This window comes from Paenarthrobacter sp. AB444, from assembly GCF_028736865.1.
Taxonomy (GTDB): Bacteria; Actinomycetota; Actinomycetes; order Actinomycetales; family Micrococcaceae; genus Arthrobacter; species Arthrobacter nicotinovorans_B.
The window spans coordinates 1-20,125 of sequence record NZ_JAQZBY010000008.1; the positions used below are offsets into that span (position 1 = coordinate 1).

18 protein-coding genes and 1 pseudogene are annotated in these 20,125 nt (G+C 64.3%); 9 read left to right on the forward strand and 10 right to left on the reverse strand.

What is annotated here, in order from left to right; genetic code table 11:
* Positions 1-120: pseudogene (locus PQ627_RS11150) on the forward strand (IS110 family transposase); the annotation flags it as partial.
* Between the two features lie 76 nt (positions 121-196).
* Here the strand turns inward: PQ627_RS11150 and PQ627_RS11155 are convergent.
* Genes PQ627_RS11155 through PQ627_RS11165 form a run of 3 tightly spaced genes read right to left on the reverse strand, consistent with a single transcriptional unit; the run spans position 197 to position 3,462 of the window.
* Complete coding sequence (locus PQ627_RS11155) at positions 197-1,549, reverse strand: MFS transporter (protein WP_274260981.1); 1,353 nt, start codon at positions 1,547-1,549, stop codon at positions 197-199.
* Between the two features lie 40 nt (positions 1,550-1,589).
* Positions 1,590-2,540, reverse strand: coding sequence for an N-acetylmuramic acid 6-phosphate etherase (gene murQ, locus PQ627_RS11160; RefSeq protein ID WP_274260983.1), 951 nt, complete (start codon positions 2,538-2,540; stop codon positions 1,590-1,592).
* On the reverse strand, positions 2,515-3,462 hold the full coding sequence (locus PQ627_RS11165) for an N-acetylglucosamine kinase (RefSeq protein ID WP_274260985.1): 948 nt from the start codon (positions 3,460-3,462) through the stop codon (positions 2,515-2,517). The genes murQ and PQ627_RS11165 overlap by 26 nt, the downstream gene beginning before the upstream one ends.
* Before the next feature lie 236 nt (positions 3,463-3,698).
* Here PQ627_RS11165 and PQ627_RS11170 point away from each other — a divergent pair, with 236 nt between their 5' ends.
* Both PQ627_RS11170 and purH read left to right on the forward strand, forming a co-directional pair.
* Complete coding sequence (locus PQ627_RS11170) at positions 3,699-4,628, forward strand: endonuclease domain-containing protein (RefSeq protein ID WP_274260988.1); 930 nt, start codon at positions 3,699-3,701, stop codon at positions 4,626-4,628.
* Positions 4,629-4,835: 207 nt separating this feature from the next.
* The gene (gene purH, locus PQ627_RS11175) at positions 4,836-6,506 is read left to right on the forward strand and encodes a bifunctional phosphoribosylaminoimidazolecarboxamide formyltransferase/IMP cyclohydrolase (protein ID WP_274260989.1); all 1,671 of its coding nucleotides are present in this window, start codon (positions 4,836-4,838) and stop codon (positions 6,504-6,506) included.
* Positions 6,507-6,583: 77 nt separating this feature from the next.
* Here the strand turns inward: purH and PQ627_RS11180 are convergent, their stop codons facing one another.
* Positions 6,584-7,585 (reverse strand): trypsin-like serine peptidase, encoded by a 1,002-nt coding sequence (locus PQ627_RS11180; RefSeq protein ID WP_274260990.1) that lies wholly within the window; start codon positions 7,583-7,585, stop codon positions 6,584-6,586.
* A 319-nt stretch (positions 7,586-7,904) separates the two neighbouring features.
* Between PQ627_RS11180 and PQ627_RS11185 the strand changes: the two genes are divergently transcribed.
* Positions 7,905-10,124 carry an NADP-dependent isocitrate dehydrogenase gene (locus tag PQ627_RS11185; RefSeq protein ID WP_274260992.1) on the forward strand — a complete coding sequence of 740 codons (2,220 nt, stop codon included), beginning with the start codon at positions 7,905-7,907 and terminating at the stop codon, positions 10,122-10,124.
* A gap of 70 nt (positions 10,125-10,194) precedes the next feature.
* Here PQ627_RS11185 and PQ627_RS11190 read toward each other — a convergent pair whose 3' ends face one another.
* The 5 genes from PQ627_RS11190 to PQ627_RS11210 form a co-directional block, all read right to left on the reverse strand.
* Complete coding sequence (locus tag PQ627_RS11190) at positions 10,195-11,304, reverse strand: FAD-dependent oxidoreductase (protein ID WP_274261276.1); 1,110 nt, start codon at positions 11,302-11,304, stop codon at positions 10,195-10,197.
* A gap of 140 nt (positions 11,305-11,444) precedes the next feature.
* Entirely contained in the window at positions 11,445-12,299 is an 855-nt protein-coding gene (gene phnE, locus PQ627_RS11195) for a phosphonate ABC transporter, permease protein PhnE (protein ID WP_274260994.1), read from the reverse strand.
* Complete coding sequence (locus tag PQ627_RS11200) at positions 12,296-13,051, reverse strand: phosphonate ABC transporter ATP-binding protein (RefSeq protein ID WP_274260996.1); 756 nt, start codon at positions 13,049-13,051, stop codon at positions 12,296-12,298. Before PQ627_RS11200 ends, phnE begins: the two co-directional genes overlap by 4 nt.
* Positions 13,051-13,968 carry a phosphate/phosphite/phosphonate ABC transporter substrate-binding protein gene (locus PQ627_RS11205; RefSeq protein ID WP_274260998.1) on the reverse strand — a complete coding sequence of 306 codons (918 nt, stop codon included), beginning with the start codon at positions 13,966-13,968 and terminating at the stop codon, positions 13,051-13,053. The genes PQ627_RS11200 and PQ627_RS11205 overlap by 1 nt, the downstream gene beginning before the upstream one ends.
* A 24-nt stretch (positions 13,969-13,992) precedes the next feature.
* Positions 13,993-15,198 (reverse strand): TIGR03364 family FAD-dependent oxidoreductase, encoded by a 1,206-nt coding sequence (locus tag PQ627_RS11210; RefSeq protein ID WP_274261000.1) that lies wholly within the window; start codon positions 15,196-15,198, stop codon positions 13,993-13,995.
* Between the two features lie 164 nt (positions 15,199-15,362).
* On the opposite strand from PQ627_RS11210, the gene PQ627_RS11215 reads away from it, so the two are divergent.
* Genes PQ627_RS11215 through PQ627_RS11225 form a run of 3 tightly spaced genes read left to right on the forward strand, consistent with a single transcriptional unit; the run spans position 15,363 to position 17,350 of the window.
* Positions 15,363-16,130, forward strand: a complete 768-nt coding sequence (locus PQ627_RS11215; protein ID WP_274261002.1) for a GntR family transcriptional regulator — start codon at positions 15,363-15,365, stop codon at positions 16,128-16,130.
* Entirely contained in the window at positions 16,127-16,867 is a 741-nt protein-coding gene (locus tag PQ627_RS11220) for a phosphonatase-like hydrolase (RefSeq protein ID WP_274261004.1), read from the forward strand. Before PQ627_RS11215 ends, PQ627_RS11220 begins: the two co-directional genes overlap by 4 nt.
* A 48-nt stretch (positions 16,868-16,915) precedes the next feature.
* On the forward strand, positions 16,916-17,350 hold the full coding sequence (locus PQ627_RS11225; protein WP_144662391.1) for a DoxX family protein: 435 nt from the start codon (positions 16,916-16,918) through the stop codon (positions 17,348-17,350).
* 21 nt (positions 17,351-17,371) lie between these two features.
* On the opposite strand, the gene PQ627_RS11230 is transcribed toward PQ627_RS11225, so the two are convergent.
* Entirely contained in the window at positions 17,372-18,442 is a 1,071-nt protein-coding gene (locus PQ627_RS11230) for a Gfo/Idh/MocA family protein (protein ID WP_274261007.1), read from the reverse strand.
* A gap of 218 nt (positions 18,443-18,660) precedes the next feature.
* On the opposite strand from PQ627_RS11230, the gene PQ627_RS11235 reads away from it, so the two are divergent.
* Both PQ627_RS11235 and PQ627_RS11240 read left to right on the forward strand, forming a co-directional pair.
* Positions 18,661-18,900, forward strand: a complete 240-nt coding sequence (locus PQ627_RS11235; RefSeq protein WP_274261008.1) for a hypothetical protein — start codon at positions 18,661-18,663, stop codon at positions 18,898-18,900.
* A 123-nt stretch (positions 18,901-19,023) separates the two neighbouring features.
* Positions 19,024-20,124 (forward strand): biotin/lipoyl-binding protein, encoded by a 1,101-nt coding sequence (locus PQ627_RS11240; RefSeq protein ID WP_274261010.1) that lies wholly within the window; start codon positions 19,024-19,026, stop codon positions 20,122-20,124.
* Position 20,125 lies beyond the last annotated feature (1 nt).

Here is a 20,125-nt window from a genome sequence, read left to right on the forward strand (position 1 = left end):
CAGAAACGACGGGCCGAAGGTCGCACCGACAAAGAAATCCGCCGCTGCATCAAACGCTACATGGCCCGCCGCATCTACCGCACACTCAACGCCACAGCAACAGCAACCCAAACCCCTTGACAGACATAGAAGAGTCTAGGGGACAGCAAACGCTCCACTGACGCTTCATTGGGCCCGGATCTGTCCCCTGGTTCGGCTACGAGAGTTCGCGCTGCTTCGTTTCCGGGGCGAAGAAGGCCATCCACAGCACGGACAACAGCACGAGCCCACCTGCCAGGGCAAAGGACGTCGCCAGCCCGAACTCCGGCCAGAAGAACGAGGCAAACACCAGCGGTCCAAAGCCTGCGCCAATGCGGGAGAACGTCGACGCCCACCCGAAGCCCGAGCCACGGAGCTCGGTCGGATAGAGCTCAGACACGTAGGCGTACAGGACGGGAATTGCCACCTGCACCACGAAGCCGAACGTCAGAAGCCAGAACACGGCCGCGGAAGGCACGTCGACCACCAGGGCCACGATCACCAGCGTCGCCGCGGACAACGGACCGGTGATGGCCAGGATCCACTTGCGTCCCACGCGCTCCACCAGGACTGCTGCGACCACCACGCCCAAGAGGCCGACGGCGGCCATGCCGGCCGTCGTGACGAACGCCTTGTACTCCTCGAACCCTGCACCAATGAGAATGCGCGGCATCCACGTGAGGGACAGGTAGTAGACCAGGAGCACGGAGAAGAAGAGGGCCCAGGCCGCCGTGGTGATCTTCCAGTTGAACGTCCAAATGTTGCGGAGCTGGGCCCAGGCGCTGCCAGGGGACAGGCGGGGAGCAACTTGCGGATCGGGGAGGCTGTAGGCCCGCGGAGAGGCCCCGGTTGCTTCAACCAGTCCGTCAATCACGGCGGCAGCCTCGGCCCGGCGGCCCGCCCGGATCAGGAACAAGGGGGACTCGGGCACTGAACGTCGGACCCAGAAAACGAGGAGCGCCGGGATCACCATGACCAGCATGGTGAGCCGCCAATCCCCGTACAAAGCCACGAGCCCGGCGGAGACAAAGCCGCACAAAGCCGCGCCGACGGGCCACCAACCATCCATGGCCGTAAGCACTTTGCCGCGTTGCTTACGGGGCGTGAACTCGCCCACCAGGGCGTAGTCCACGGGGATGCAGCCACCCAAACCGAAGCCGGCCATGAAGCGGAAGATGCAGAACCACACGATGTCCGGCGAGAACGCACCCAGGACCGTGAAGATGCTGAAGATCAGCAGGGTGGCGGTGAAGGCCTTCTTGCGCCCGATGGTGTCCGCGATGGTGCCCCATGCGAACGCACCCACAGCCATGCCGATGAGGTTTGCCGTGCCGATCCACGCTGCGTCAGCCGGCTGCAGCGACCAGTGTTTGGACAGCAGCGGGATGAGGATGCCGTTGAGCGTGACATCCCAGGCATCGAACATGAACCCGAGCCCGCCGATCAGGAAAATCCTCCCTTGGACCTTCCAACGCCACGGCAGTTCCTGCACTACTTGCTCGCCGCTGGGTACGGCAGTGTATGTATTCATTGGGCCTCCTGCATGCAACTTTATGCGCTGCGGGGCAACGTTACTTCTGGTTCTCGATGGCCCGCCGCAGGAAACCGCCGGCTTCTTCGAGCGCACCCTTGGCCTGGGCGGCGTCGATACCCGTGAGAACCACCAAAATAGCTGCCTTCACCGATCCGCCCACCGAGTCCAGCGCCGCAGCGGCTTCCTCGGCGGAGACACCAGTCGCATGCTGCACGGTGCGTTGGGAGCGGGCCAACAGTTTCTCGTTGGTTGCCCGCAGATCCACCATGAGGTTGCCGTAGGTCTTGCCCAGTTTCACCATCACCAGCGTGCTGATCATGTTGAGGACAAGTTTCTGCGCAGTCCCCGAATTCAGCCTGGTTGAGCCTGCGATGAACTCCGGGCCCACCACCACCTCGATCGCCACATCCGCCAGATGGCTCACGGCCGAGCCCTTGTTGCACGCCAGCGACGCCGTAAACGCGCCCTTCTTTCGTGCTTCCTCCAGCGCGCCGATCACGTATGGCGTCCTGCCGGAGGCGGTAATACCCACGACGGCGTCCGCTTCCGTCACGTTGATATCGTGCAGGTCCCGCGCACCGGCGGTTGCGTTGTCCTCGGCATACTCAACGGGCTTCTGGATTGCCTGGGTGCCGCCCGCGATAAGACCGACGACGAGTCCCGGCGGGGTGCCGAAGGTCGGCGGGCACTCGCTGGCGTCGAGCACACCCAGCCGCCCGGCCGTCCCGGCTCCGACGTACAAAAGGCGACCCCCGCGCTGGAGTCGCTCCGCAACGGCGTCGACCGTTTTCACGATGGCGTCGCTGGCCGCTTCAACGGCCGCGTGTACTCCTGCACTGTGGGCAAGCATGGCGGAGACAAGTTCCTCGGTGCCCAGGATGTCCAGGTCCTTGAGGTTCTCGGCCGCGGCTTCGGTCTGCAGCCCGGCAAGCTCCGTACGGAGGTCCGCGAGTTTGTCCGCGTCAGTCGGGCCAGCTTGTTCCGTCACGGTGGATGTACCTTTCCTGGATGAGCCCGCGGCGCGTCGCAGCGAGGGCAGCGCCGTCCAAGCCATCGCCGAGCGGGGCCACCACCTCAATCCCAGCCGAAGCCAGGGACTTCCGCAAGAGCTCGGCGAAGAACTCTGAACTGACGACGCCTCCCAGCAGCGCAACGCGCGGTGAGGCGTCTTCGCCGCCGGATGCGAGCTGGACGGTGCGGGTCAGGATGCGGCATGCCTGCCCGATGATTTCATGCGCGACGGCGTCACCCGCTTCCGCTGCGTGCAGAACCAACGGGGCGAACCGGGCCATCGCCCTGTACGGGTTTTCCTGTTCCGCCAGCCATCCCGGCAGCTGCTCCGGCGACTCCACCAGAGCCCCGGCCGCAGCCGACAGCGACGTGGAGGGGCCGCCGTCGTGCGCTTCAAGAACTGCCTGCAAACCACGCTGGCCGATCCAGCGCCCGCTGCCTTGATCGCCAAGGTAGGGTCCCCAACCGTCGGCACGGTGCAGGACGCCGGCCTGGTCAAAACGGAACGCGACGGCGCCTGTTCCCACTATCAACGTAGTTCCGGGCGCGCCTTGGAGAGCACCGAGCTGCGCGGCCGTGGCATCGGAGAGAACAGCCGCCGGGACACCGAACCTCTGAGAGAGCATGGTGGCCAGCTCGCGGGACTTTTCGGCTGATGCTTCCACGCCCGCCACGGCCGCACCGATTCCCGTCAGGGTGCTGACCGGGAGCCCGGGCGGGAGCAGGCTGACTGTCTCCAGGAGGAGATCGAACGCTTGGGTGGGCCCGTTGTCCATGTGTACCCCGGGGAAGCCGTGTTGATCGGCGGCGCCCAGCAGCTCGTCACCTCTGCGCAGTTCCACGCGGCAGCGGCTCTTCCCTACATCGGCGACAAGAATGACCTCATTGGGGGATTCCATGGCTCAACCCTATGTTGCGGGGCCTGCTCTGCGTGCTTAGGAGTGGGTTTGCCGCGCAAAGCGGGCCTCGCAACGCGCGGCTCTCTCGTTGTGGGGCCTGCTCTGCGTGCTTAGGCGTGGGTTTGCCGCGCAAAGCGGGCCTCGCAACGTCTGTGGAGGAGAAGTCTCACCCCCTCATGGACGCGATTTCTGTGGATAACCGAATGCGGACCATCGTTTCCGGCGAGCATTGTTCAATGCGGAAACCCAACCCTTTGCCGGTAAACGTTGACCCCCGTGGCTTCCTGGTCGCTGAGGCCTATGCCGCTGGTGTGCCTCGGTGGCGGCTCCAAGCCAGCGGGCTCGTAACCCCCAGTCGTGGCCTTCGACTGGCCAAGGCAGACGAGCGCGATCTTGCCATGGTGGCTCAGCTGCACACGGCTGTCACTCCGAGATGCGCAGTCAGCCACATCACGGCAGCTCTGTTGTGGTCAATCCCGCTACCGATGTACCTGGAAGACGAGGGGGTAACAGGGCCGATCCACGTCACTCGCAGGCACGAGATCGGTCGGGTGAAGCGCCGCGGCGTCGTCGGACATCGGGCGCCGCTCCTGGCCAGGGATGTCCGGTTGGTCAATGGAGTCCAACTCACCTCGCCCGAATGGACTTGGGTGGACCTGGCGCGACATCTTGGGAGGTCATCTCTCGTAGCGGCCGGGGATGCACTGCTTAAGCGTAAGGAACCGCTCACCTCGATTGAAGCCATTCAAGAAGTCATTGATCGCCGTCCAAAGGTCAAAGGCATACGGATGGCGCGGGCTATCCTTCCTCTGCTACGAGCCGGTGTCGACTCGCCCCGGGAGTCACGCTTGCGCCTAAAGATTCTCGACGCCGGTTTCCCGGAGCCTGCCGTAACGCGGCCCGTCTTCGATGATCACGGAAACTACATTTCGACTCCTGACCTGCAATACAAGGAGTACAAGATCGCCCTCGAATACGAAGGCGATCACCACCGATCAGACCCGGTCCAATGGGGCAAGGACATTGAGCGTGACGACCGGCTGCGGGCGTTGGGCTGGACCGTGCTCCGATTCTCAGACGTCCAGATGAAGGGCGGCTGGGGCCATGCCGAAAAGAAGATCCAGGACGCTTTGCTGTCCCGCGGGTGGCGGCGCCTGCCTTCGTAAGTCGGGTTGCTTGAGCAGTGTGGGCCTCGCAAGGGTGGGGGGGGATTTGTGGGGCCTGGTTTACGTGGCAAGCGCAAGGAATGAAACGCAAAGCGGGCCTCGCAACGCAGGGTGCAAAGACGCAAAACCAGCCCCGCAGCGAAACACGATAAACTCTCCGTATCCCCACCAAACGCGACACCTACGCGAACTAAGACGGAGACTTTTGTGAGCTTGACGCAGCTTGACCGTGTTCCCATCCGCCGTGCACTGATCTCGGTTTACGACAAGACGGGACTGGAGGAGCTCGCGAAGGGCCTGCACGCAGCCGGCGTCGCCATTGTGTCCACCGGCTCCACCGCCAAGAAGATCGCCGCCGCAGGCATCCCGGTCAAGGAAGTCGAAGAAGTCACCGGCTCCCCGGAAATGCTCGATGGCCGCGTCAAGACCCTGCACCCGCGCGTCCACGGCGGAATCCTGGCCGACCGTCGCGTCCCGGCCCACATGGAAACCCTGGCCGGTATGGAGATCGAAACCTTCGACCTCGTGGTGGTCAACCTCTACCCCTTCGTGGAGACCGTGAAGTCCGGCGCTGCGCAGGACGACGTCGTCGAGCAGATCGACATCGGAGGCCCCGCCATGGTGCGCTCCGCCGCGAAGAACCACGCCGCCGTCGCCATTGTCACGGACCCCAACTTCTACGGCGCCGTCGTCGACGCCGCAGCACACGGCGGCTTCGACCTGAACACCCGCCGCCGCCTGGCTGCAAAGGCCTTCGCGCACACCGCCAGCTACGACAACGCCGTTGCCACCTGGACCGCGAGCCAGTTCCTGGACGAGGACGGCGACGGCGTCATCGACTGGCCCGCCTACGCAGGGCTTGCCCTGGAGCGCTCCGAGGTCCTCCGTTACGGCGAAAACCCGCACCAGCAGGCCGCGCTCTACGTTGACAAGGCTGCTCCGGCCGGCATCGCCCAGGCTGACCAGCTTCACGGCAAGGCCATGAGCTACAACAACTTCGTCGACGCCGATGCCGCCCTCCGCGCCGCTTTCGACTTCGCCGGACCGGCCGTTGCCATCATCAAGCATGCCAACCCGTGTGGTGTTGCTGTCGGTTCGGCCGACGCTGCCGATCCGATCGCCGACGCCCACGCCAAGGCACACGCCTGCGACCCCGTCTCCGCGTTCGGTGGCGTCATCGCAGCCAACCGCACCGTCACCGCAGGCATGGCCCGCACGGTGGCCGACATCTTCACCGAGGTTGTCATCGCGCCGGACTTCGAGCCGGAAGCCGTCGAGATCCTCTCCAAGAAGAAGAACATCCGCCTCCTCGCCCTGCCCGACGGCTACGGCCGCTACCCGTCCGAGATGCGCCAGGTTTCAGGTGGCGTCCTGGTCCAGATGAGCGACAAGGTGGACGCCGACGGCGACAACCCCGCCAACTGGACCCTCGCCGCCGGGGAAGCCGCTGACGAAAAGACCCTCGCGGACCTCGCCTTCGCCTGGACCGCTTGCCGCGCAGCGAAGTCCAACGCCATCCTCCTGGCCGACAACGGCGCAGCGGTAGGCATCGGCATGGGCCAGGTCAACCGCCTCGACTCCTGCAAACTGGCCGTCGAGCGCGCCAATACGCTCGGCGTCCAGGTGGAGTCCGACGTCGATGGCGCCGGCGGTGCCTCCAACGCCAGCGGTGCCAACGCCCCTGAGCGTGCACGCGGTGCCGTGGCAGCCTCGGATGCGTTCTTCCCGTTCGCTGACGGCCTGCAGATCCTGATCGACGCCGGTGTCCGCGCCGTGGTCCAGCCCGGTGGCTCGGTCCGCGACGAGGAAGTCATTGCCGCAGCGAACGCTGCCGGCATCACGATGTACTTCACCGGCGCACGCCACTTCTTCCACTAACAACAGCCCAACGCAACGGCGGCCGCCCCCACAAGGGGACGGCCGCCGTCGTAATTAACAGGGACTTGCCAAAAAAGTTACGAAGCCGCCGCGGTGTTGTAGGTGGACTGGATCACGGTGCCCCAGTAAGGGCCGTACATGGTGGTGGAGTTGCTGCCGTAGCCGTAGGAGTTGACGGAGTTCTGGTAGCCGCTGGAGGAGTTGCCGATGAACCACGGACCGCCCGAGGAACCACCGGTCATGTTGCACGGGATGCCCTGGGAGTTGAACTGCGGGTTGTAGGGGTCGTTGGTGGCGGTGCCGGAGCAGCTCTTGAGGGATTCGCCGTTGAAGGGAGCAGCTGCCGGGTAGCCGAAGGACTTGTAGCTCAGGCCGCGGGCGGCGTTGAACTGGACGCCGGAGGAGCCGACGACGTCGGCGAGCTTCTGGCCGTTGAGGGTGTTCATGACGGCGAATGCGGTGTCGTACTGCATGTTGCCGTTGGAGGCCCACTGGCTGGGGGAGTACAGCGCCTTTGCCGTCCACTTGCCGTAGGGTGCTGAACCGTTGAGATAGGCGGGCACGAAGACGAAGTTCGTTGCGTAGGCGCCCGGACCTTCATTGACGCAGTGGCCGGCGGTGGACACTGTGCTCTTGTTGGCCGCTGTCACGGAGTTGCCGGAGCAGACGTAGTTGGAGCCGCCCAGGGTGAAGAAGATCTTGCCGATGTGCTTGACCGGGGTTTCGCTCTGGTTGACCTTGCGGTCGATGGTGGTGGAGTCGGTGGCCGCGGACTGGCCGGGGATGCTGCTGATGGCGCCCGGGGCTTCAGTGACCGGGGCTTTGCCGGGGTTGAGCAACCGGCCGCGTTCCAGGGCTTTGGCGCCGAGGATGTCGCCGGACTTGGCGTTCTTCATGCGTTCCGGAGTCCAGTAATCTGCAGCGCCGGCGTCCGACACTGCATGGCTGCTGACCGCCGCGCCGGACGTGTCCGCGTCTTTCGACGGTGCTGCGTTGGCGCTGGTGGTTCCAACCAGGGCCAGGATTGCGGCAGCGGACAGACTCAGCAGGCTTGTGGCCAGGGTCTTGGTTTTTGTCACGTTGTTCCTACCTAATCGAGGGAGTGAGGCGGCCAGTGATGGCGACCGCCGACTGACGGAATCGAAGCTACCGGTCGTGTGACAAGTTTGTAAAGAGATGTTTCAGACTTTGTGATAATTTGCTGTCACTTGGTTGTCACGTCGGCGGGAGGGGAGTACGACGCCGGCAGTCGGCGGCGGTGCGCGGGTCGCCGTCGGGCGTTAATCACCGGAACCGGGTAACGAACACGTGATCCCGGACACGAAGAGCCGCCAAAACGGTCTACTCGGGTAAGTTAGGAGTGTTGAAATATGCAGACTTTCAGGGAGAACCCCGCCAATGGCCAAGATTATCTATACCCACACAGACGAAGCGCCGATGCTGGCAACCTACTCATTCCTGCCGATCGTGGAAGCGTACGCCTCCACCGCGGGAGTAGAGGTTGAGACCCGTGATATCTCGTTGGCGGGCCGCATCATTGCCGTCTTCGGCGACTTCCTGACTGAAGAGCAGCGCACGGGCAACGCCCTTGCCGAGCTTGGCGAACTGGCAAAGCGGCCGGAAGCCAACATCATCAAGCTGCCCAACATCAGCGCCTCCGTTCCGCAGCTCAAGGCCGCCATCGCCGAGCTCCAGGCCCAGGGCTACGCCCTCCCGGACTACCCGGACAACCCCTCTTCGGACACCGAGACGGACATCCGCTCGCGCTACGACAAGATCAAGGGCTCCGCAGTGAACCCGGTCCTGCGCGAAGGCAACTCCGACCGCCGCGCACCGCTGTCGGTCAAGAACTACGCCCGCCAGAACCCGCACTCCATGGGTGCCTGGTCCGCGGACTCCAAGACCAACGTGGCCACCATGGGCCAGAACGACTTCCGCTCCAACGAGAAGTCCGTTGTCGTCGAAGCCGACGACGCCCTGAGCATCCAGCTGGTCCGTGAAGACGGCACCACCAAGGTCCTCAAGAAGGACTTCCCTGTCCTCGCCGGCGAAGTTGTTGACGCAACCGTCCTTCGCGCCGACGCCCTGGACGAGTTCCTCAAAGCCCAGGTTGCCCGCGCCAAGGAAGAAGGCATCCTCTTCTCCGCGCACCTGAAGGCCACCATGATGAAGGTCTCCGACCCCATCATCTTCGGCCACGTCGTCAAGGCGTACTTCTCCGAGCTGTTCGACACCTACGGCAAGCAGCTCGCAGCCGCCGGCATCAGCCCGAACAACGGCCTCGCAGCCATCCTCAGCGGACTGGAAGACCTCCCGGAGGACGTCCGCGAAGGCGTCAAGGCGGCCATCTCCAAGGGCCTTGAGGACGGTCCGGCGCTGGCCATGGTTGATTCCGACAAGGGCATCACCAGCCTCCACGTTCCCTCGGACATCATCGTTGACGCCTCCATGCCGGCAATGATCCGTTCCTCGGGCCACATGTGGGGTCCGGATGGCAAGGAAGCCGACACCCTGGCAGTCATCCCGGACAGCTCCTACGCCGGCGTGTACCAGGTTGTGCTGGACGACTGCCGCGCCAACGGTGCGTTCGATCCCACCACCATGGGCACCGTCCCCAACGTGGGCCTTATGGCACAGGCAGCCGAGGAATACGGCAGCCACGACAAGACCTTCGAAATCCAGGCAGCCGGCACGGTCCAGCTCGTGGACAGCAAGGGCAACGTCCTCACCGAACACCAGGTCTTCCCGGGTGACATCTGGCGCGCCTGCCAGACCAAGGACATCCCGGTCCGCGACTGGGTGAAGCTGGCCGTGACCCGTGCACGCGCTTCGCAGACCCCGGCTGTCTTCTGGCTGGATGAGGGCCGCGCACACGACGCCAACCTCATCGCCAAGGTCAACGAGTACCTCAAGGACCACGACACCGAGGGCCTCGAGATCAAGATCCTCTCCCCGGTCGAGGCCACGGCCTTCACCTTGGAGCGCATCCGCAAGGGCCAGGACACCATCTCGGTTACGGGCAACGTCCTCCGCGACTACCTCACGGACCTGTTCCCGATCCTCGAGCTCGGCACCAGTGCCAAGATGCTCTCCATCGTTCCGCTGATCAACGGTGGCGGCCTGTTCGAGACCGGTGCCGGTGGATCCGCTCCCAAGCACGTCCAGCAGCTGGTCAAGGAAAACCACCTCCGCTGGGACAGCCTGGGTGAGTTCCTGGCTCTGGCAGTAAGCTTCGAACACCTGGCCACCACCACGGGCAACGCCCGCGCACAGGTTCTTGCCGACACGCTGGACCGCGCCACGGGCACGTTCCTGCTGGAGAACAAGTCCCCGCGCCGCAGTGTTGGCGAGCTGGACAACCGTGGAAGCCACTTCTACCTGGCCATGTACTGGGCCCAGGAACTGGCCAAGCAATCCTCCGACGCCGAGCTGGCAGCAGCCTTCGCCCCGGTCGCGGACGCCTTGACCTCCAACGAAGAGGCAATCGTCGGCGAGCTTGCCGCGGTCCAGGGCTCCGGCGTCGAACTGGGTGGTTACTACCGTCCGGATGCCGCCAAGGCCGCTGAGATCATGCGCCCGTCGGCTACGTTCAACAAGGTGCTCTCTACCCTGAAGTAGTCCATCCAACCGACCCGCAGTTGTGGTGTTTTGAGAGCTCAGAACAACCACAACTGCGGGTCAGTTGCGTTTAACGGTTGGCGCGGAACCGCTCTGGTGCCACCCCGCCGTCGACGATGTCCTTCAGTACCCGTCCGATGGCCGGGGTGAACTTGAACCCGTGCCCCGAGAAACCGGCGCCCACCACCAGCGGACCGAAACCGTCCAGCACGAAGTCCTCGTTGGGGGTGGTGGTGTAGGTGCAGCTGATGGGAACCGCGGTGGAAGGGTCGACGCCGGGAAGCCACTCTTCTGCGTACCGCACCAAGGCGTCGAGCTGCTGGGGGATGGGCTCGAACGTGCGCTCGTCGGGGTCCATGACGGGGCCGACGCCGTGCCAGCCTGCCTTGACGCCCTCGCCGGGAGTGAGCATTCCGTAGACGGGGCTGTACCAGTATTCGTAGAGTTCGTTGTTCGGGTCGGGATCGGGATTGTGGTTGAAGCTGGGCCACACCAGTGTGTTGTCAGTGGGGGTGAAGTGGGCCGGCTGCTCCTGCGTCACCACCATAGCTGGGAGCTTGACCAGGCCGTCGAGAACCTTCGGGGTCCACGCCCCAGCAGTGACCACTACCCGGTGTGCCTTGTATTCGGTTTCCTCCGTCACGACCACCACGGCCTCGGCGCCGTCGACGCGGATGTCGCGGACCGGCGTCGAGTACTTGAAAACGGCGCCGTGGGCTTCGGCTGATGTACGGAGTGCCACCAACGCGTCCGCCGAGCGGACGCGTCCCGAGCCCGGCACGAAGAGGACATCCGTGGCGAAGTTCATGCCCTGCCAGCGATCGGCCGCCTCGGAGGCGGAGATGAAGTAGCTTTCGATGCCGCGTTCCTGGTGCGCTTCCCGGACCAGTTCCAGCTTGGGGACGTTGCCGTGGTTCGCGAGCCCCACCAGGTCCAGCAGGGGTGCGCCGTGTTCTGCAGCGAGTTCGTCCCACAGGATTTTGGACTCGGCCAGAAGGTCCAGGTAGTCGGCCTCGGCGTAGGCGGTGTTGAAGTTGCGGGTGGCGCCGTGGGAAGCGCCGATGTGGTGGCCTGCTTCGAACTGTTCCAGCAGAACCACGGATTTGCCGGTGCGGGACAACTGCCATGCGGCCGCTGATCCCATCGCTCCGCCACCTACAACAACAACGTCCACCTGCATGCCCGCTCCATCCACAAAGTCCGCAGCTCCGACCAGAGCCACCTCTTATTCTGCCCCCACTCACCCAACCAGGGGACAGCACCTGCTCCAATGGGGGCTCAGTGCGACGTTTGCTGTCCCCTGGTTGGGTACACAGGGAGTCAGGCGGCCAGGCGGCGGCGCACCCAAGCGGAGAACTGGTCCACCACGATGATCAGCACCAGCACGATCAAAATGTGCGTGAGCATGGAATCGAAGCGGAACGACTTGATGGACTGGTTGATCAGGAGCCCGATGCCGCCGGCGCCCACCAAGCCAAGGACCAGTGACGAGCGCACGTTGACGTCGAACCTGTACAGCAGCAGGCCCACGAATTGGGGGATCACCATCGGCAGCGTGGCGTTGAATACCTGCTGGATCCGGTTGGCGCCCGCGGTCCGGAGCGCTTCCTGCGGCCCGTCGTCGATCTCCTCCATGGACTCAGCCCACAACTTCCCCATGACACCGGTGTTGTGGCAGATCAGGGCGAGGACACCGGCGAACGGGCCAAGCCCCACGGCAGTGACGAAGATCAGCGCGAACACGATGTCTGGCACGGCCCTGAAAAAGGACAGCACCGACCGCGCGGCTTGGTACACCATCGGGTGCGGGCTGGTGTTGCGGGCGGCCAACGCGGCCAGCAGTAACGCGGACGGCACCGAGAACGTGGTACCAAGCAGGCCAATCCACAAGGTCACCAGCGTCGCGTCGAGCCCGGGCTTCAGCGTCCGTTCCCAGCTCAGGTCCGGCGGAAACGCGTCGCCGATGAACGCCGCCATGCCTTTCCAGCCATCCACCAGCAGCTCAGGTTTGAAGCCCGTCCCGTGAACGGCCACAGCGTGAAGGCCGACGACGGCGGCAACCACTGCCGCCGTCGTCAACCACCGCAGCGGCTTCTTCGGGCGGATCAGTGCCACGCGGGTCCTGCCATTGGGGTGCTTTTGTGCAACAGCGGGGGTCAATGCCTGGGGTGTCATGCTGCAATGCTCCTGTCAGGGGCGTACAACGCGTTGAGGTGCGCGGCGGTGACCTCTGTGGAGGGAAGGTCAAAGCTCATGGATCCGTGAAGCAGCCCGATGGACCGGTCGGCGTAACGAAGGGCAAGATCCGGCTGATGCAGGACAGCCGCCACGGCCAGACCCTCGGAGTGGGCGAGTTCGCGCAGCAGGCCCATGACCTGTTCAGCCGCGTGCGGATCCAGTGCGGACACGGGCTCGTCGGCGAGTACGACGTCGGCCCGCTGGCAGAGTGCCCTGGCTACGGCAACGCGCTGCTGCTGTCCACCGGAAAGCCGGCCGACGCGGTCGAAGGCGCGGTCAGCGAGACCCACGCGGTCCAGGCAGTCCAAGGCTTCCTGTTGGACATCGGCAGGAAAAAGCAGCGGCGTCAGCGATCTGGCGGTGGGGATGCGTGCCAACGCTCCGGCACACACGTTGTCCAGGGCTGTGCGGCGGGGGACCAGGTGGATCTTCTGGAAGATCATGGCCATGCGCTGCCGCGCCTGCTGAAGGTCGCGTCCTTGGAGCTGGTCCAGCGACGAGCCGCCGATGCTGATGGTTCCGGCGTCGGCAGCGGCGATGCCCATGACGCACCGCAAGGTGGTGGATTTTCCCGATCCGTTCGCACCAAGGAAGGCGACGAGTTCCCCTGCAGCCACAGAGAAATCAAGGCCACGGAGGACGGTCTTGCCGCTGAAGGACTTACTCAGGCCACGGACGCACAGCGTCATCACAGATCCTTTTCCGTGAGGTTCATGGTTTTGGCGAGCTGGAACAGTGGCGTGTAGTTGTCCTTGGTGACCTCGAGAAGCGGTCCAGGAGGGGTGACGTCCAGGAACTCGCCAACCTTGGCAACGTCATCCGGAGAGAGCGAAAGGAAGGCATCCTTGACGGCCTTCTTGAAGGCCGGATCCGCGTCGCCCCGGACGGTGATGGGGTCATTGGGGATGGAGTCGGAGGTCCACACCTTGCGGTAGTCCTCTTGTTTGAAGGTGCCCGCTGCTATGGCCGTGGCAAGGGTCTGGGAGTTGATCTCGGCGGCGTCCACCTTGCCGTTGGTCAATGCCAGCAGGGCTTCGGGATGGCCGCCGGTGTAATCCATCCTGAGGTCTGCATCTGCGATACCGGCCTCGCGAAGACCGAAGCGGGGCAGGACGTCGCCGGAGGTGGAACCCACGCTGCCCAGGGCGAGGGACTTCCCATTGAGATCGCCGATGGACTGGATCGGGCTGTCCTTGGGGACCCAGATTCCCGCCGTGTAACTGCTGAGTTCCTTTTCGGCCGTGCCAAAAGACACCAATGGCTCGGCGCCGGCCTTCGAGTCGGCGAAGACGTAGCCGAGGGGACCGAACTGGCCCAGGTCCAGCTTGCCGTTGCGCATGGCCAGTACTTCGGCCGCGTAGTCCTCCACCACCTGGACCGTGACGGGACAGTCAAGCTTCTTGGACAGTGCATTGGCCAGTACGTCATAGGCGGGCTTGAGTTTGGCAGGGTCCTCGTACGGCTCGATGCCGAACGTAATGGCGCCGTTGGGGCAGGACACGGACGCGGGTGCGGAGGAGGCGGACTCGGCAGGGCCACCGCATGCCGTCAATGCCAAAGCTGACGCGAGGGCAAGCGCGGAACCGGTCAAGAGCGTGCTTTTCATGGGAATCCTTTTAAGTTGGGGGAGTCAGTACAGCCGTGAAATGTTGCGATGTGCCAAGCCGAAGGAGAGAGTCATGCCAACCCCTGAGGTCACGGACACCACTGTGACGCCGGGTTGGACGTCCCGGACCAAGAGGGGCGCGACGTCGGAGGATGCGTAGACGCCCTGCCATCTTTGGATGATTTCCAAGGGCGCACCCATCCGGGAGGAGATGTCGGAGTTGAGTGCGGTGGTCACGGACTCGTCCAGGAACGGATCCGCTGTGGGGTGGTAGTGGTGCGAATCGCCCAGGATGATGGTTCCGTCCGGGCGCTGGGTGAACATGACGTTGGCGCCGATGTCCAGCAGCCCGGGTTGGTTCGCCCGGACCTCCTCGCGCAGGGCTGCGGCAGCCGGCATGTCGGTAAAAGCGGGGTACCTGAGCATGGATGTCGCAGTCAGCACAGCCGGTGCAAACTCGACGCCGGAAGGTTTTGCCGCCAAGGACATCTGCAGGGCACAGCGCTGGATTCTGTGCTCGGCTGCGAGATCAGGAAAGAGATAGTCCACGTCATGGCCGACGCAGACGAACACCTGCTTGGCGTACAGCTCCCCACGGGAAGTCCGGACAGTGGTCACCTCGCCTTCGCGGCTGAAGTCGAGCGCCGCGGTGTTCCAGTGAAGTCCGACGCCGGGCTGGCGGCCAAGCCACTCGGCCAACCTGGCGACGGTGGTGCGGGGATCGACGCGCAGGTCGTCCCGGAGGAAAGCACCGCCGACCAAGCCGGGCCAGGCGCCCTGGTGAGTGCCGCCGTCGTGCATTGCTTCTGTCCCGGAATCCAGGTGCCCGCGCGTTTCCGCTGCCGAGAGCAGCTGGACCTGGCCCGGTTCCCGGACAGCGGACAGTTCGCGCAGGACGGCGAGCTCGGCGTCCGTCCGGGCCAGGACTACGGCGCCAGCCTCAGCGGCCCAGAAGCCCGCCCGCCCGGCGAACTCCAGCCAGTACTTCCTCGAGGTTTGCGCGAGTTCGTACAGCTCACCGGACTGCGCGGTGATGCAGCAGTGGCCGAAGTTGCGCACCGAGGCGCCAATGGCGTGATGGTCGCGCTCGACGATGGTGACAGTCAGGCCATTGGCGACCGCGTGGGCGGCATGGGCAAGGCCGATGATGCCAGCGCCAATAATGACGACGTCGGTGACTCGCCTTGCGCTGGCGGAGGTGGCCTTGGTGGGGGTGCTTGGGTTGTTCACACCATTGACCTTGGCGGTACCAGGAAGTCGAATCAAGCCAGAACGCGACTTGTATAGACAAGTTAATTCAAATTTAACCTCTGTTCACCTGACTTCGCCTGCTGTTCACCACTTTCTACCGATTTCCAGACTGATGCTTCGGTGTCAACTTGTATGATCAACTCGTGAGCAACCAGCAAAACACGCCCCTCCACATCCAACTCAGCGAGGAATTCATGCGTCGAATCGCTGACGGCGAGTGGCCTCCTGGCTTCCAGTTGCCCAGCGAAGCGGAGCTGTGCCGGGAGTTCGGAACATCGCGGGGGCCGATTCGCCAGGCGCTCGCCTTCCTGCGCTCGGAGGGCGCGGTGACAGGTGGGCGGGGACGACCCCCGATGGTGCGCTCATCCGTGCCGTCGCAGTCGTTCTCAACGTTCAATTCATTCACGGAGTGGGCCGTCGGTATCGGGCGAAAGCCGGGGCAGCGGACGCTGGAGGTAGCGCGCAGGGAGGCAAGTCCCGAAGCGGCCGAAGCCCTCGGCCTGACTCCCGGCACCGTGGTGGTGGAACTGCTGAGGGTTCGTTACTTGGACGAATCGCCGGCCATGATTGAACGCACCACCTTCATCCTGGAGGTGGGCCGGAAGCTGTTCGATTTCGATACGGATTCCGGTTCCATCTTCGCGTTCCTCAAGGGACAGGGCGTGGACCTGCACAGCGCGCGACACACCATCGACGCCGTTGCGGCCAGCGAGGAAGACGCCGAGCTTTTGGGACAACCCGAAGGAATCCCGCTGCTGCGCGAACGCCGGGTCACCCGTTCCGCCGACGGGCAACCCTTGGAATATTCCGAGGACCGCTACCTGCCCTCCCTCACCAACTTCACCATCGACAACACCGCGGAGCGCCGGGCAGCCCTGGTTCGCACCCCCACCGAAGGAGCCACACCATGATCAAGCTAGTTGCCTGCGATATGGCCGGAACAACCATCGATGAACACGGCGACGTTTATGTTGCCCTGGCCCGCTGCGTGGAAGAAACCGGTGTGTCCACAACTCCCGGGGCTGTGCAGGAGTGGATGGGAGCGGACAAAGTCGAGGCCATCACTGCCCTCATCCAAGCTGGGGGCGGAACGGTCGACCCCGCTACTGTCGGCGCTGCGTTCACACGCTTCAAGGAACTGCTCGCCGGGTTCTACGACGCAAATCCTCCCGTCGCGCTGGAGGGTGTGGAGGAGGCGTTTCGCGAACTCCGGCGCCGGGGCGTCAAAGTAGCGCTGACCACCGGCTTCTCGCGCGACGTCGCAGAGCCCCTCCTTGAGCGGCTGGGGTGGGGAGTCGGGCCCGAAGAGATGCTTGACGCCGTCGTGTGTTCGGACGAAGTAGCCGCCGGCCGTCCGGCACCCTTCATGATTCATCGCGCCATGGAACTGACGGGGGTGCAGGATGTCCGTGCGGTCATTGCAGCGGGGGACACGGTGAATGACCTCGCCGCTGCCAACAACGCGGGGGTCTCCGCCGTCGGAGTTCTGACCGGGAAGCTCGGCCGCGAAGCGCTGGCGGCGTATCCGCACCACCGCATCCTCGCCGGCGTGAAGGACATCCCCGCGCTGCTCCATTCACCCAACCAGGGGACAGCACGTGCTCCATTGGAGGCTCAGTGCGACGTTTGCTGTCCCTCAGTTGGGTAGCTGCGGTTGGGTTGGCGCGGCGACCATGGGCATGGAAGATTGGAACCCGTGAAATTCCTTCACCCCTCACCCCAGTCCTCTGCCCGCGGCATCACGATCCTGCGGGTGGTGTTCGGTGCCCTCGTCCTGGTCCACGGAATCCAGAAGCTCATGGCTGGCCACGCCGCATTCGCAGCGTCCGTCGCTGCCATGGGAGTACAGAAGCCGGAGATCGTGGCCTGGCTGGTCATCGCAGGGGAGGTTGGCCTGGGACTCCTCCTGGTCCTCGGGGCCTTGACCCGTGTCGCCGGATTCCTTGCCGCGATCATGTTCGCCGGGATCTGGTTCGTGACCGAAGCCGGAAAACCCCTGCTCACGGACAAAGCGGGCGTGACGGCGGAGCTGCTCATCATCTACTTCGCGGTGTCTGTTGCTTTCGTCTTCCTGGGATCCGGTGCCTTCTCGCTGGACCGCAAGCTCGCCAGGCAGCCGGCCCGTCGGTGAACTTAACCTGCATGCGTTAAATCAGCGGGCATCGTTGGGGTAGCGGACGCCCAATTGCGAACGAACGCCGTCGAAAAGACGCATCACATTGATGGAGTCCTCCAACGGCATCACGGGACTCTCAAGAAGCCCTTGCTGGACACAGCGGGTCACCTCGCGCAGTTCGTAGGTGTAGCCGACGCCCACGACGTCGAAACGCTCGGTCCGCGGCTCGTCCCACCCGACGCGGACGAGCAGCTCACGGGGATTGTTCACGGATCCCACTGTCTGGAGGAAGCCAAGGCCGCCCGCTACCGTGGCGGTCCTGGGCCCATGCGCCATCAGGGAGGACGTCAGCTGCGCCTGTGCTCCCGTGTCGTAGCCCAGGGTCAGGGCGTTTTGGGTATCCACTCCGTCCTCGTTCAACGAACCGATTGCGGTGACCGACTGCGGAAAACCGAGCGTGCCCAAAGCCCAGAGCAGGGGATACACGGTGATATCCAAGAGTGCCCCACCGCCGTCGTTCAGTGCCCAGATACGGGCCGACGGATCATACGGTGCCGGGAAGCCGAGGTCCGCGCTGACCCACTGGAGCTCACCAAGTTCCCCTGAAGCCGCGATCCCGAAGGCCCGCTGCATGCTGGGGAGGAACCGGCTCCACACGGCTTCCATGAAAAACACGTTCTGCTCGCGCGCAATCGCCGTCAGCTCCATGGCTTCACGGGCGTTGATGGTCAGGGCCTTCTCACACAGGACGTGCTTCCCGGCGCGCAATGCGGCTGAAGCAATCTGGAAGTGCTGGGCATGGGGCGTCGCCACATAGACCACGTCCACGGCAGGATCGTCGAACAGACGCTGGTAGCCGGGAACACCGGCGTCGTCCCCGTACGCCTTCGTGAAGCCCAACGCGTGGGCGAAGGCGTCGGCGGCCGCCTGGGTGCGGGAGCTGACGGCGTAGAGCTCGGCATCCTCGAGCAGCGACAGGTCCTTGGAAACACTGTTGGCGATGTTGCCCGTGGACACCACGCCCCATCGCAACCGCCGGCCTGTGGCTGCCCGGGGATCCTGGTTGGTCTGGGAGGAAAGCCACGGCACGGCGATGGGGAGAGTCATGAGTCTCATCCTCTCATTACCGAAAGCGCTCGGAGAAAGCTCTGATAGCGTCCATCGGGAAAACGCGGTCATTTTTTGGGGGAATTGTGGAAACGAATATTGGAAAGCCGTCGGCAGGCCCGCGAATTGCGTCAATAGTGCTCGCAGTGGTGGGGGCGGTGCTTTCGCTACCGCTGGCAGCGCTGATGGGATTTGCCCTCGGCTTTTACCCGAGCCGGATGGAATGTACTAACGAAACGCTGGGTTCGGGATGCTACGAAGGTGATCTGCTGAACGCTGCCATCCTGTTTGCGCTCGTTTTCCTGCCTTTTCTGCTGCCGACGATCATCATTGCACTGCTCCAACGCAAGACCCGAAAATCCTCTGACCTCATGCCTCTGATCGTGCTGTGCCTCGTGCCCGGAGTTGTGATTGTCCTCTGCGCAGTGATCGCTTTGGTGGCACCAGGCTCCCTCTGAAGCCCGACACAGTAAGTACTCTGTCCGTCCCGGGAATGCCCGCCACCGGTAACAACCTCGTTTAGGCTGAGGGCAATCATCCCTCGCAGAGGTTCTGTGGGGAGTTACCGAAATGGAGCAGGGATGGGTATTTTTCGGCGCGTCATTTTGCCGGTTGCCTGGTTGTTGGTTTTCGCGATAATCGCCGTGGCTTTGGTCAAGATCGCCTTTGTGGATGGTTTGAAATCGGCGGCTTCGGAGCCCGCACCGCTGGCCCAGGTGGATATTCCCACGGTCCCGGCAACCAGGGCCACCGTCACCAACACCGTCCAGATCAAGGGCACCGTCCAAAGTGACCCGGCCGAAGCCGTCCGCAGCACATCGGCGGGGAAAGTGGTGCAGGTTTTCGTTGACCAAGGCGCTACGGTCGCCAAGGGCGATGCCCTCTTCCAAGTCAAGGCCGAGCGCGCCGTCGCGGGGGCCCAGCCGTCGCCCCAGGACGGGCCCGCAACGGCCTCCAAACCCGTGTACGACTACTTCAACATCCTCGCCCCGCGTGCCGGCACGCTGCAGCAGCTCACCACGCTCGTGGACCAGCAGGTCAGCGTGGGGGAGTCCGTAGGAAAGATCGATCCCGGTACGTACACAGTGGCCGGCCCGGTTTCCGCCGCCCAACAGTATCGCCTGCTGGGCAAGCCCGGTCCAGCCGAGATCGCGCTGGTGGGTGGACCGGCTCCGTTCCAGTGCGCCCAGGTGGCCCTTAAGAACAACGCATCCGACGACGGCGGGGCCTCCTCGGGCGGTTTAGCCTCCGCTGGCGGGGGAGCCGGAATGGCAGTCGGCGGAGCCATTGCCGGACCCGGTGGAGGTTCCGGAACCCAACCGGACGGGGGCGGCAACCCGACGGGGACCATCAGCTGTGCGGTCCCGGCCAACCAGCAGGTCTTCGCCGGCCTGGGTGCCACCATGACGGTGAGCGCCGGCGTCGCGCCTGATGTGGTGACGGTTCCCCTCACCTCCGTCAAGGGCAGCGTCAAGGACGGCATTGTGTGGGTTGCCAGTAAGGCAGGCGCCGGTGCCCCGGAGCAGCGCACCGTGCAGCTCGGTTTGAACGATGGCAACGTGGTTGAAGTGACGTCGGGGCTTACCGAGGGCGAACAAGTCCTCGAGTTCGTTCCCGGCGCCCCCGCTGCCCCGGAGCCCATGATGGGGCCCGGACAAGGCACCTACATTCCGGCGGGCTAAG